General features: G+C 72.2%; 14 protein-coding genes and 2 tRNA genes. 4 read left to right on the top strand and 12 right to left on the bottom strand.

The window, feature by feature from the left end; translation table 11 throughout:
• Positions 1–143: 143 nt before the first annotated feature.
• The 6 genes from STTU_RS12345 to STTU_RS12370 form a co-directional block, all read right to left on the bottom strand.
• Positions 144–686, bottom strand: coding sequence for a TetR/AcrR family transcriptional regulator (locus STTU_RS12345; RefSeq protein ID WP_010262174.1), 543 nt, complete (start codon positions 684–686; stop codon positions 144–146).
• A 118-nt stretch (positions 687–804) separates the two neighbouring features.
• Positions 805–1,233 carry a MaoC family dehydratase gene (locus STTU_RS12350; protein WP_007823186.1) on the bottom strand — a complete coding sequence of 143 codons (429 nt, stop codon included), beginning with the start codon at positions 1,231–1,233 and terminating at the stop codon, positions 805–807.
• Positions 1,233–1,691 carry a MaoC family dehydratase N-terminal domain-containing protein gene (locus STTU_RS12355; RefSeq protein WP_007823187.1) on the bottom strand — a complete coding sequence of 153 codons (459 nt, stop codon included), beginning with the start codon at positions 1,689–1,691 and terminating at the stop codon, positions 1,233–1,235. Before STTU_RS12355 ends, STTU_RS12350 begins: the two co-directional genes overlap by 1 nt.
• Before the next feature lie 296 nt (positions 1,692–1,987).
• Positions 1,988–2,152 (bottom strand): 50S ribosomal protein L33, encoded by a 165-nt coding sequence (gene rpmG / locus STTU_RS12360; RefSeq protein WP_007823188.1) that lies wholly within the window; start codon positions 2,150–2,152, stop codon positions 1,988–1,990.
• A gap of 90 nt (positions 2,153–2,242) precedes the next feature.
• A tRNA-Met gene (locus STTU_RS12365) sits at positions 2,243–2,315 on the bottom strand.
• 52 nt (positions 2,316–2,367) lie between these two features.
• Positions 2,368–2,440, bottom strand: a tRNA-Thr gene (locus STTU_RS12370).
• Between the two features lie 312 nt (positions 2,441–2,752).
• On the opposite strand from STTU_RS12370, the gene STTU_RS12375 reads away from it, so the two are divergent.
• Both STTU_RS12375 and STTU_RS12380 read left to right on the top strand, forming a co-directional pair.
• Positions 2,753–4,000, top strand: coding sequence for an amidohydrolase family protein (locus tag STTU_RS12375; RefSeq protein ID WP_007823190.1), 1,248 nt, complete (start codon positions 2,753–2,755; stop codon positions 3,998–4,000).
• An 83-nt stretch (positions 4,001–4,083) separates the two neighbouring features.
• On the top strand, positions 4,084–4,740 hold the full coding sequence (locus STTU_RS12380) for an SDR family oxidoreductase (protein ID WP_043254988.1): 657 nt from the start codon (positions 4,084–4,086) through the stop codon (positions 4,738–4,740).
• 10 nt (positions 4,741–4,750) lie between these two features.
• Here STTU_RS12380 and STTU_RS35360 read toward each other — a convergent pair whose 3' ends face one another.
• Complete coding sequence (locus STTU_RS35360) at positions 4,751–4,960, bottom strand: hypothetical protein (RefSeq protein WP_007823192.1); 210 nt, start codon at positions 4,958–4,960, stop codon at positions 4,751–4,753.
• 80 nt (positions 4,961–5,040) lie between these two features.
• Positions 5,041–5,637, bottom strand: coding sequence for a hypothetical protein (locus STTU_RS12390; protein WP_420713548.1), 597 nt, complete (start codon positions 5,635–5,637; stop codon positions 5,041–5,043).
• Positions 5,638–5,982: 345 nt separating this feature from the next.
• Here STTU_RS12390 and STTU_RS12395 point away from each other — a divergent pair, with 345 nt between their 5' ends.
• Positions 5,983–6,471, top strand: coding sequence for a YajQ family cyclic di-GMP-binding protein (locus STTU_RS12395; RefSeq protein WP_007823194.1), 489 nt, complete (start codon positions 5,983–5,985; stop codon positions 6,469–6,471).
• 93 nt (positions 6,472–6,564) lie between these two features.
• On the opposite strand, the gene STTU_RS12400 is transcribed toward STTU_RS12395, so the two are convergent.
• Entirely contained in the window at positions 6,565–6,831 is a 267-nt protein-coding gene (locus tag STTU_RS12400; RefSeq protein WP_007823195.1) for a GlsB/YeaQ/YmgE family stress response membrane protein, read from the bottom strand.
• Between the two features lie 244 nt (positions 6,832–7,075).
• On the opposite strand from STTU_RS12400, the gene STTU_RS12405 reads away from it, so the two are divergent.
• Positions 7,076–7,498, top strand: coding sequence for a YccF domain-containing protein (locus STTU_RS12405; RefSeq protein WP_007823196.1), 423 nt, complete (start codon positions 7,076–7,078; stop codon positions 7,496–7,498).
• 111 nt (positions 7,499–7,609) lie between these two features.
• Here the strand turns inward: STTU_RS12405 and htpX are convergent, their stop codons facing one another.
• The 3 genes from htpX to STTU_RS12420 form a co-directional block, all read right to left on the bottom strand.
• Positions 7,610–8,482: a zinc metalloprotease HtpX gene (htpX, locus tag STTU_RS12410; RefSeq protein ID WP_007823197.1), complete on the bottom strand. Its 873-nt coding sequence runs from the start codon at positions 8,480–8,482 to the stop codon at positions 7,610–7,612.
• A gap of 169 nt (positions 8,483–8,651) precedes the next feature.
• Positions 8,652–10,253, bottom strand: a complete 1,602-nt coding sequence (locus tag STTU_RS12415) for an NADH-quinone oxidoreductase subunit N (RefSeq protein ID WP_043254989.1) — start codon at positions 10,251–10,253, stop codon at positions 8,652–8,654.
• Positions 10,250–12,139 carry a complex I subunit 4 family protein gene (locus STTU_RS12420; RefSeq protein ID WP_007823199.1) on the bottom strand — a complete coding sequence of 630 codons (1,890 nt, stop codon included), beginning with the start codon at positions 12,137–12,139 and terminating at the stop codon, positions 10,250–10,252. Before STTU_RS12420 ends, STTU_RS12415 begins: the two co-directional genes overlap by 4 nt.
• Positions 12,140–12,141: the final 2 nt, after the last annotated feature.

Here is a 12,141-nt window from a genome sequence, read left to right on the forward strand (position 1 = left end):
GACACCTGCGTTTTAGTTATCGATCACTAACTTCACGAGACGGACGAGAGCGACGGCCAAGGAGAAGCGGGAAGGTGGAGCGGACGGGAGCACGGAGCGGACGCGCGCCCGCCCCGGACGGGAGCCCGCCCCGTCGCGGCCCCCTACCCCTGGAACTCCTTCGCGACGGGCACGTCCTTCTCCTCGAACCCGCACCACACGTGGTGCGCAGGCGGGAAACCGAGCGAGACGAGGTTGTTGATCAGCATGCCCATCGCCATGAACTGCGCGGCCTCCTCGGCGTCCCCGCCGAGCCGCAGCAGCAGGAAGTCCCACAGCTCGGTCCAGTCCCGCCGCAGTTCCTCGGCGAACTCCTCGTCCCCCGCGCCGCGCGCGGCGGCGGCCTGCCCGTAGATCCGCAGGAACATCTGCGGGAACTCGGGGCGCCGCTCGATGAGTTCCTTGTACGCCGCCCCCATCGCGGCCTTCGGCCCCTCGTCGCCCACGGCGTCGGCGGCCTCCTCGAAGACGCGCATCGTCTCGCGCATGGAGTACGCGGCGGCGGCGAGGAAGAGCTCCCGCTTGTTCTTGAACAGCCGGAACAGATACGGCTGCGAGACCCCGACCCGTTGCGCGATGGACTCGGTCGACGTCCCCTCGTACCCCCGCTCGGCGAATTCGACGACGGCGGCACGGATGGCGCTCACGCGCCGCTCCTCAGCACTCATCCTGACCACGGAAGGAAAGTTAGTACTCAATCACTAACTTGGCAAGGCGGGCACGGAGCCGGGGCCGGAGGACGCGACCGCCCGGCCCCGGCCGGGCTCACGCCAGCCGGACGACCGCCCGGCTCATCCCCAGCACCTTCTGCCCCGCACTGGTGGCCAGCAGGTCCACCCGCACCAGCCCGTCGTCGAGCTTCGCGGCGACCTTCCCGCTCACCTCAATGACGGCCCCCTCGTCGTCGTCGGGCACGACGACCGGCTTCGTGAACCGCACTCCGTACTCGACGACGGCGCCCGGGTCGCCCGCCCAGTCCGTCACGACCCGTACGGCCTCGGCCATCGTGAACATGCCGTGCGCGATGACGTCCGGGAGCCCCACGGACTTGGCGAAGCGCTCGTTCCAGTGGATGGGGTTGAAGTCCCCCGAGGCGCCCGCGTACGCGACGAGCGTGGCGCGGGTCACGGGGAAGCTCGCCGGGGGAAGCTCGGTGCCGACCTCGACGTCCGCGTAGGCGACGGTGGCGCTCATCACTTCTCCCCTTCCCCGGCCGCGCGGGCCACGAGCTTCGTCACGGCCGTCACGACGAGTGCGCCCTCGGCGTCGTGCACCTCGCCGCGGATGTCGATGATGTCGTTGCCGGCGAGCGACTTGATCGTGTCGATCGTCGAGGTGACGCTCAGCACGTCCCCCGCCCGGACCGGGCGCACGTAGGCGAACTTCTGGTCCCCGTGCACGACGCGGCTGTAGTCGAGCCCGAGCGCGGGGTCCTGGACGACCTGGGCCGCGGCACCGTACGTGACGGCGAACACGAAGGTCGGCGGGGCGATCACGTCCTCGTGCCCGAGCTTCCGGGCGGCCTCGGGGTCGGTGTACGCGGGGTTCTCGTCACCGATCGCGCGCGCGAACTCGCGGATCTTCTCCCGCCCCACCTCGTAGGAATCGACGGGCGGATAACTCCGCCCCACGAAGGACTGGTCGAGCGCCATGCGCCGTCCCACCTCCCGGTCTCGGCTGTACGTGGCTGTACGCGCATACGTGTACGCGGCGGTACGTGGCGTAGCGCGGCGCCCCAGCGTCTCACGAGCGGCGCGGGGCGCCCGAGGAGAGCCCGGCATCGTGCCCGTGGACGCGTCTGGCACCCGGGGGCGCGCATCTTCGGAGGTACCCGGTACGCGCGGACGCGCTTCCGTTCCTCATCCGCACCCGGAAACGCCGAAAGGCCGCTCCCCGAAGGGAACGGCCTCGCGAACGAGCCTGATGCGAGAGGTCCGTGACCGGAAGGTCAGCGGGTCTCGCGGTGCGCCGTGTGCTTGTTGCAGCGCGGGCAGTGCTTCTTGAGTTCAAGACGATCCGGGTCATTACGCCGGTTCTTCTTGGTGATGTAGTTCCGCTCCTTGCACTCCACGCAGGCCAGCGTGATCTTCGGGCGGACGTCGGTGGCAGCCACGTGAGTGCTCCTTGACGAACGGATAGAAAACGATTAACGCAGGAAAGAGTAGCCGACCGAAGGACCGACCCCACAATCGGCTACTGTCAGTAGCGGTGACCGGACTTGAACCGGTGACACAGCGATTATGAGCCGCTTGCTCTACCGACTGAGCTACACCGCCTCGGTGTGAGTGCGGCCCCCGTCCCACAAGGACGGGGATCTCTTCACACCAGAGCCCCAAAACGGAATCGAACCGTTGACCTTCTCCTTACCATGGAGACGCTCTGCCGACTGAGCTATTGGGGCGAGCGAGGAAGACATTACACGCTCGCGGGCCGTTCGCCCAAATCCTTACCGCGGCCGGTCCCGGTGGTGCGCGCCCGCGCCGCTCCACCCCGCGTACCGCCCCCCGTACGCCTGTGACCTGCGCGAGCGCCGGGGCGCCCGGTGCCGGGCCGATGCGCGGCACCGGGACATTCCGCCGGTACGACTATTGCCCTCCTGCTCGTCGTCGCGAGGAGGGAGCCCTAGGCTCGTGCCCACTCTGGGTGATCACGGGGTGATCACATTCCGCGAGTACCCGACCCACGGGAGCGAGTACCCGACCACGGGAGCACGATGCCCGACAGCCCTCCGCCCTCTTCCCGCCTCCCCGGCGGCAGCGGCGGCCCCGGCGCCGGCCTGCTGCTCAGCGGCGCGCGGCTGAGCGACGGGCGCACCGTGGACGTCCGCCTCGCCCGCGGCCGTATCGAGGCCGTGGGCACCGTCGGCAGCCTGGCCGCGGGCGGGGCGCACACGGTCGACCTCGGCGGCTGGCTCCTCCTCCCCGCCCCCGCCGAACCGCACGCGCACGCCGACACCGCGCTCACCGCGCTCACCGCGGGCCCGCCCGAGGACAGCCCCCGCGCGGTGCGCTCCCGCGCCACCGAGGCGGCTCTCCTCCAGCTCGGCCACGGCGCCACGGCCCAGCGCGCCCACGTCCGGGTCGGCGACGTCCAGGGCCTCACCGCGCTCGAAGCGGTGCTCCAGACCCGTACCGCGCTGCACGGCCTCGCCGAGCTGTCCGTCGTCGCCGTGCCCCGCCTGCTCACCGGGGTCGCGGGCGCGGAGGGGCGCGCGCAGCTGCGCGACGCGGTGAAGATGGGCGCGGCCGTCGTGGGCGGCTGCCCCGACCTCGACCCCGATCCCACGGGCTACACCGAGACGCTGCTCGCCGTCGCCGCCGAGCACGGCTGCCCCGTCGACCTGCACACCGCCGCCGACGACCCGGTGCGCCTCGCGCGGCTCGCCGCGATGGCGGGCGGACTGCGTCCGGGGGTGACGCTCGGGCCCTGCGGCGGGCTCGCGCGGCTGCCCGACAAGGTCGCCGGGCGCGCGGCGGAATCGCTCGCCGCGGCCGGGATCGCGGTCGTCGCGCTGCCGCAGGGCGACTGCTGCGGCACCGAGCGGCGCGGGGCGACGAGCGCGCCCGTACGGCTGCTTCGCGCGGCCGGGGTCGCGGTCGCGGCCGGCAGCGGGGCGCTGCGCGACCAGGCGAACCCGGTGGGCCGCGGCGACCCCCTGGAGGCCGCCTACCTCCTCGCCTCGCAGCACGGGCTGCGCCCCGGGGAGGCGTACGCGGCAATCTCCGCGACGGCCCGCGCGCTGCTCGGCCTGCCGGAGGTACGGGTCGAGGCGGGCTTCCCCGCCGAGCTGCTCGCGGTGCGCGGCGACCAGCTCTCGGGCGCGCTCTCGCTCGCGTACGGGCGGCTCGTCGTGCACCGGGGGCGCGTCGTGGCGCGGACGAGCGCGGTACGGGAGTACTGCGACTCCGCCGCGGGCCTCGACCTCCCCCGCCAGAGCCGGGCCCCGCGCCGCACGCACTGACCTCCGCCGTACGCCCCGGGCTTCGCCGTACGCCCCGGCCTCCTGAGCGGCGCCCGGCCCCGTACGGGCGTACCGTCGGAGCCATGCGCATGGTGATCGCAGGAGGACATGGTCAGATCGCGTTGCGGCTGGAGCGACTGCTCGCCGGGCGCGGTGACGAGGCGGTCGGTCTGATCCGGAACCCGGAGCAGGCGGGCGACCTGGAACTCGCGGGCGCGCGGGCGGTGGTGTGCGACCTGGAGTCGGCGACGGTCGACGAGGTGGCGCAGGCGCTCGCCGGCGCGGACGTCGCGGTGTTCGCGGCGGGGGCGGGCCCCGACAGCGGGCGGGACCGCAAGGACACGATGGACCGCGACGGGGCGGTGCTCCTCGCGGACGCGGCCGAACGCGCGGGTGTGCGGCGCTTCCTGATGGTCTCCTCGATGGGCGCGGACGCGGCGCACGAGGGCGACGAGGTCTTCGACGTGTACCTGCGCGCGAAGGGCGCGGCGGACGACGCGATCCGCGCGCGGACGGGCCTGGACTGGACGATCCTGCGCCCCGGTCGCCTCACGGACGCTCCCGGCACGGGCGAGGTGGCCCTCTCCACGAGCACGGGCTACGGCGAGGTGCCCCGCGACGACGTGGCCGCGGTCCTCCACGCCCTGGCCCGGTCCCCCGCCTCGGCGGGCCTGACCCTGGAGCTGATCTCGGGCCCGACCCCCGTCGACACGGCGGTCCGTCTCGCGAAGACCCCCTGAGGCCCGGCCCTCACCAGAGCGGCATCTGCCCCGGGAAATCAGGCACGACGAACCCGTCGAGAGCGTCCTGCCCGGCCGAGACCCCGACGTACCGCCGCGACCCCCGGCACGACTCCAGCCCCCCGGCGGCCCGCGTCCCCGGCGCATCGTGCCGGGCCACCCGCCCACCCACGACAGCGATCTCACGACGACACTCGGGACACGCACGACGCTCAGCCATGGGGACAAGTGTGGCGGGTGCGACCGACAGGGGGTGGGCTTGCCGGTCCCGCACGGCGCGGGGCGGCGGGTGGCGGGGCGTCAGCGCACGTCGACGTCATCGGCGGTGCTCGTGGCGGCGCCGGTCGTGGTGTTGCCGTAGTAGACCCAGCGGTAGTAACCGTCGACGCCGGCGGTCACCGTGGTCCTCAGGTTCCCCGTGCCGTTTCTCGTGGCCTTCTTGAGCGTCTTGTACGTCTTGGCGCCCTTGGCGCGGAACTGGAGGCTGACGGTACGGCCGCTGTAGGCGTCGTACTTCTTCGTGCCCCAGTTCGCCCGGGTCACCTTGCCCGTGACGGTGACCTTCTTGCCCTTGCTGACGGGCTCCGGGGTGGCGTTGGTGGTGGTCCTGGCCGCGCGCTTGAGCTGGACGGTGTAGGGGCGGGTCTCCGTCTCATGCGTCTTGAGCTGGTCGTCACGGGTGAAGAGCGTCAGGCCGATGGCGGTCTTCCACGTCGTGGCGTCGCTGTTGGAGTCGACCGAGTACTTGGCCGGGTGCGGGTCGATGAACAACTCGCCCTCACAGCGCGCGTGCTTGGCATCGCGTTCGCAGCATGTGGTGCCACCCGGGGGGATGATGTTCTCGCCGTCCTTCACGGCCTTCCCCTTGAGGTCACCGTGGTAGAGGTAAACGAACACGTCCTCCACAGGTGGCACACAGGACCACGCCTCCCCCGGAAACGACGAAGAGGCCCGGTGGCCAACCTTTCGGTTGGCCACCGGGCCTCTCGCTCCGTGTGGCGGCGCCAGGATTCGAACCTGGGAAGGCTGAGCCACACCGCCTGGGATTGCTGGTCGGGCGTCCGGCGCGGGGCCGGGGGTGTCCTTCCAACGGGGAAAACAATACCTGATGGTGGGGGGTGCTTCGCCACCCGGTTGTCCGGGGTGGGCGGGGGGTGGGGTGACTAGGCTTTGGGGCTGCGGCCCGCTGGGGGTCGCTGCCCTCCGTCATACGGGCAATCCGAGCCAAGGAGCCACAGGAACATGGCCGACTCCAGTTTCGACATCGTCTCGAAGGTCGAGCGGCAGGAGGTCGACAACGCCCTCAACCAGGCCGCCAAGGAGATCTCGCAGCGCTACGACTTCAAGGGCGTGGGCGCGTCGATCGCGTGGTCGGGCGAGAAGATCCTCATGGAGGCGAACTCCGAGGAGCGCGTGAAGGCGATCCTGGACGTCTTCCAGTCCAAGCTGGTGAAGCGGGGCATCTCGCTGAAGTCGCTGGACGCGGGCGAGCCGCAGATCTCCGGCAAGGAGTACAAGCTCTTCGCCTCCGTCGAGGAAGGCATCTCGCAGGACAACGCCAAGAAGGTCGCGAAGATCATCCGCGACGAGGGTCCCAAGGGCATCAAGGCCCAGGTCCAGGGCGATGAGCTGCGGGTCTCCTCGAAGAGCCGCGACGACCTCCAGTCCGTCATCGCCCTGCTGAAGGGCAAGGACTTCGACTTCGCGCTCCAGTTCGTCAACTACCGGTAGGCGACGGGCGCGGGTGGTACGGGTGAGGGGCGGCGCACACGCGGTGCGCCGCCCCTCACCCGTACCGCCCCGCGCCCGTACCGGGCCCCCGGCTCAGTCCCGCGAGTTGCCGAAGATCAGGCGGTAGCCGATGAGGAGGACGAGGGAGCCGCCGACCGCCGAGATCCAGGTGGGCAAATCGTAGAAGTCCTTCGAGATCGGGTGGTCCAGGAAGCGGGACGAGATCCAGCCGCCGAGGAAGGCACCGACGATGCCGATGAGGGTCGTGCCGACGAGGCCGCCCGGGTCGCGGCCCGGGAGGAGGATCTTCGCGACCGCTCCCGCCAGGAGGCCGAGGATGATCCAGCTGATGATGCCCATGTGCGTCCCACTCCTGATCGTTTTGCTTTCGGGGGGCTCTACCCATGGGGACGTACGTGATCACCTGCGAGGTTGACCCGAAGGTGTCACGGTCGTGTCACCGGCCGCGCGCCCGCTTCCCGATCGCGCAACAAAGCAGGCGCGCGGCGCTTGGCGGCGTCCTCACCGTTGGTAGAGGTGGGGAGAAGACCCCGGACCCGGAACGGATGCGGCACGGACGCGTCAGCGACGAAAGGCGACCCTCGTGAAACTGCTCAATCTCGTGCTCAACCTGCTGTGGCTGATCTTCTGCGGCATCTGGATGGCCCTCGGCTATCTGCTCGCGGGGCTCATCTGCTGCGTCTTCATCATCACGATCCCGTTCGGGATCGCCAGCTTCCGCATCGCGGGCTACGTGCTGTGGCCCTTCGGGCGCACCACGGTCGAGCGCCCGGACGCGGGGGCGCCCTCCTTCGTCGGCAACGTGATCTGGGTGGTCTTCGCCGGCTGGTGGCTGGCGCTCGGTCACCTGCTGACGAGCATCCCGCTCTTCGTCTCGATCATCGGCATCCCCTTCGGGTGGGCGAACCTCAAGCTCATCCCGATCTCGCTCATGCCGCTCGGGCGCGAGGTCGTCCCGAGCGACCAGCCCTTCGCGGCGCGTCCGGGCGAGGCACGGAGCTGGTGACGCGCGCCGGGTCGGGGACATACGCCGGGCCGGTGACGCGCGCCAAGGCGGGGACACACGCCGGGCCGGTGACAGACGCCAGGCCGGTGACGCGCCCGGCGGTGGCGGCTGTCAGGGGCGCTGGTCGCCGCCGCCCGCCATCCGCTCCAGGCGCTGGATGCGCTCCGCCATCGGCGGGTGCGTGGAGAACATGCTCGTCAGCCCCTGGCCGGGACGGAAGGGGTTGGCGATCATCATGTGGCTCGCCGTCTCGATGCGCGGCTCGGAGGGCAGCGGGAGCTGCTTCGTGCCCGCGTCGAGCTTGCGGAGCGCGGAGGCGAGGGCGAGCGGGTCGCCGGTGAGCTGAGCCCCGGAGGCGTCCGCCTGGTACTCGCGGGAGCGGCTGATGGCGAGCTGGATGAGCGAGGCGGCGAGCGGGCCGAGGAGCATCGTCAGGAGCAGCCCGACGAGCCCGGGGCCCTCGTCGTCGTCCGAACGGCCGATCGGGATCAGCCAGGCGAAGTTGACCAGGAACATGATCACGGAGGCGAGGGCGCCCGCGACCGAGGAGATGAGGATGTCCCGGTTGTAGACGTGGCTCAGCTCATGCCCGAGGACCCCGCGCAGCTCGCGCTCGTCGAGGATGCGCAGGATGCCGTCGGTGCAGCACACGGCGGCGTTGCGCGGGTTGCGCCCGGTGGCGAAGGCGTTGGGGGCCTCGGTGGGCGAGATGTACAGGCGCGGCATGGGCTGGCGGGCCTCGGTGGACAGCTCACGCACGATCCGGTAGAGCCCGGGGGCCTCGAACTCGCTGACGGGCCTGGCCCGCATGGCGCGCAGCGCGAGCTTGTCGCTGTTCCAGTACGCGTAGGCGTTCGTGCCGATCGCGACGAGGAGCGCGATGATCAGCCCCGTCCGGCCGAAGAAGGAGCCGATGACGAGGATGAGCGCGGACAGGCCCCCGAGAAGGACAGCGGTCTTCAAGCCATTGTGCCGACGGTGCACGGTACGCCCTCCAAGTCGTGCGGCGGGGGAACCCTTCCTGGCGCTTCCAGCGGTCAGCGCCCGGTGGACCTGGGTCAAGTGGACCCTTCGTTACTGGTCAACGCCAGGCGAGCGGCTCAGGTTCCCCGGTCGGCGGGGGCGCGGCTGTCGTCCGTACGGGTGAGGTGGCTCAGAAGAGCTTGACGTCCGCGAGGCGGAGGATCAGCTGCGGGGCCGCCGAGAGGGCGACGGCGAGGAGGCCGCAGAGGCCCAGGGCGGTCACGAGGGCGAGGGGGCGGCGGGTGGGCGCCTCTGCGGACGCCTTCTCGCGTACGGCCGTGGCGGTCCCGGCTGTGACGGTCCCGGCCGTGTCGGTCCCGCCTCCGGCTGCCGGTAGGTCCCGCGTGTCCGGTGCGGCGTTCCGAGCCGCGTCCGTGGCCGGTTCCGGTGTCGTACGGAAGAGGGACGCCGTCCAGCGGAGGTAGTAGACGAGAGCGATCGCGACGTTGACGGCCGTGACGACCGCGAGCCAGCCGAGGCCCGCGTCGATCGCGGCCTCGAAGACGGCGAGCTTCGCGAAGAGGCCCGCGAGGCCCGGCGGGAGTCCGGCGAGGCACAGGAGGAAGAAGGCGAGGAGGAGGGCGAGCGCGGGGTTGCGCGCGTACAGGCCCCGGAAGTCGGCGAGGCGTCCGCGCGCGAGGAGGGCCACGGCGGCGAACGAGCCGAGGTTGACCGCCGCGTACATGAGCGCGTAGGCGAGCGTCGCGCCGAGCGCGTGCGCCGGGCGGTCCGTGTACGCGGCCGAGGCGAGCGGGACGAGCAGGTAGCCGGCCTGGCCGATCGAGGACCACGCGAGGAGGCGCACGGCGCTGAAGGAGCGCGTGGGGTCCTGGCGGAGCGCCGCGGCGTTGCCGATCGTCATCGTGAGCGCCGCGAGGACCGCGAGGGCGGGGCCCCAGACGTTCCCGTACGAGGGGAAGGCGCGCACGGTGACGAGCGCGAGGCCCGAGAAGCCGACCGCCTTGCCGACCACGGAGAGGTACGCGGCGACCGGGAGCGGGGCGCCCGTGTAGGTGTCGGGGACCCAGAAGTGGAAGGGGACGGCCGCGGTCTTGAAGGCGAAGCCGACGAGGGTGAGGACGACGCCGACGCGGGCGAGGGTGCGGAGCTGGGGGTCGACGTCGCCGAGGGCCGCCGCGATCGCGTCGAGGTGGACGCTGCCCGTGCTCGCGTAGACGAAGGCCGTGCCGAGAAGGGTCACGGCGGTCGCGGTGACGGAGGAGAGGAAGAACTTGAGGGCCGCTTCGGCGGAGCGGCGCTCGCCGTGGCGCAGGCCGACGAGCGCGAAGGACGGGAGCGTCGCGACCTCCAGGGCGACGATGAGCGTCGCGAGGTCGCGCGCGGCGGGGAGCAGCGCCGCCCCGGCGGCGGAGGAGAGCAGCAGGAACCAGTACTCGCCCGCCGGGAGGCGCTGCGCGCGCACGGCGCCGAAGGAGAGGAGCGCGGTGAGGAGCGCGCCGCCGAGGACGAGGAGCTGCACGGTGAGCGCGAAGTGGTCCGCGCGGTAACCGCACCCGGCCTTCTCGACGCAGAAGGTCGCGCGGTCGCCGTCGAGGAGCGGGAGGAGGCTCAGGAGGGCGAGCGCGAGGCCCGCGACGGCACCGGCCCCGAGGAGGGGTTTGCGCGCCTCGGGGAGGAAGAGGTCGGCGACGAGGAGGACGAGCGCGACGACGGCGGTGAGCGCGGGCGGGGCGATGGCGAGCCAGTCGACGGACTGCACGAGGGTGGTCATGCCGCGCCTCCGGTGAGCAGCTTGTGGACGGCCGGGTCGCTGAGGCCGATGAGGAGCGCGGGCCAGAGCCCGGCGAGGACGGTGAGGGCGACGAGCGGCGTCCAGGCGACCGCCTCGGGGGCGCTCAGCTCGGGGAAGGGGCGCTCGGCGAGGGCGGGCGGCTCGTAGGGCGCGGCGGGGGTCGGCGGGGTGTCGAGGAGGAGGGGCGCGGGCTCGTCCGCACCGCGTGCGGGGACGGGCGCGGTGGCGGGCGCGGCCTTCTCGGCGTGCGCGGGACCGGGGTCCTCCCCCAGGGAGGAATTCACCGGAAGGAGGGAATTGTCCCGGAGGGGGGCCGGGCCCATGCACAGGCGGCGGACGACGAGGAGCAGGTACGCGGCGGTGAGGAGCGTGCCGAACCCGGCCACGGCCATGCAGGTCAGGTACGTGGCGCGGGGGAGGCCGCTCGCCGGGTCGAAGGCCCCGTACATCGTGAGCATCTCGCCCCAGAAGCCCGCGAGGCCCGGGAGGCCGAGCGAGGCGACGGCTGCGAAGGCGAGCAGGACGGCGTAGCGCGGGGCGCGGCCGTAGAGCGCCGCTCCCGCGGAGCCGCTGAGGCGGTCGAGGACGGAGGTGCCCGCGCGGTCCTTGACGCCGCCGACGAGGAAGAACAGCAGGCCGGTGATGAGGCCGTGGGCGATGTTCGCGAAGAGCGCGCCGTTGAGGCCCTGCGGGGTCATGCTCGCGATGCCGAGCAGGACGAAGCCCATGTGGCCCACCGACGAGTACGCGACGAGGCGCTTGAGGTCGCCGCCCGAGCCGCGCCGGACGAGCTGGAGGCACGCGAGCGAGCCCCACACGATGCCTGCCGCCGCGAGGACCGCGAGCCAGGGCGCGAAGACCTTCATGCCCTCGGGCGCGACGGGGATCGCGACGCGGACGAAGCCGTACGTGCCCATCTTCAGCAGGACCCCGGCGAGCATGACCGAACCTGCCGTGGGAGCGGCGGTGTGCGCGGCGGGCAGCCAGCTGTGCAGCGGCCACATCGGGGACTTGACCGCGAGGCCCAGACCGATCGCCAGAACGGCCGTGACCTGCACGGACTTGCTGAGACCTGAGCCGTTGTCAGTGGCGAGTGCCACCATGTCGAACGTGCCCGCCCTCAGGCCGATCAGAAGCAGCCCGAGGAGCATGACGGCGGAGCCGACCAGGGTGAAGAGGATGAACTTCCAGGCGGCCTGTTCCCGCTTGGCGCCGCCCCAGCGGGCGATGAGGAAGTACATCGGGACCAGGACGGTCTCAAAGGCGACGAAGAAGAGCACGAGGTCGAGCACGGCGAAGGCGGCGAGCGCGCCGCCTTCGAGCAGCAGCAGCAGCGCCACGAAGGCGCGGGGGGTGCCGCCCTTGGGCGGCCGGAAGTAGCTGTGCAGGGCACAGAGGAAGGTGAGGAGGGCGGTGAGGACGAGGAGGGGCAGCGAGATGCCGTCGACGCCGAGGTGGAAGCGGATGTCGTACGCGGCGATCCAGCTCACGTCCGTGCTCGCCTGGATGTGGGCGGCCCGGTCGCGGTCGAAGCCGAGGGCGAGGAGCAGCGCGGCGACGAGGATCACGGCGGAGACGGTGACGCCGTGGCGCAGCACGGCCTGCTCGGGGCCGCGACCGCGCAGTCCGGGCGGGGCGGGGAGGAGGGCCGCGACGGCGCCGACGAGGGGGCCGAGGACGACGAGCAGGAGCAGGACGGACTGGACGGTGTCGCCGAGGCCGAGGAGGGCGCCGCTCGCGAGGTCGGCCGGGGCGCCCGCGAGGTGGCTCGTGCCCGCGGGGGCGGGCGGGGTGCCCGCGATACCGGGGGCGCTCGCGCTTGCCCGGAGTGCGTGCGGCGCGAGGGCGCCGAGGAGGTGGGCCACGG

It is taken from the genome of Streptomyces sp. Tu6071 (assembly GCF_000213055.1).
GTDB classification, from domain to species: domain Bacteria; phylum Actinomycetota; class Actinomycetes; order Streptomycetales; family Streptomycetaceae; genus Streptomyces; species Streptomyces evansiae.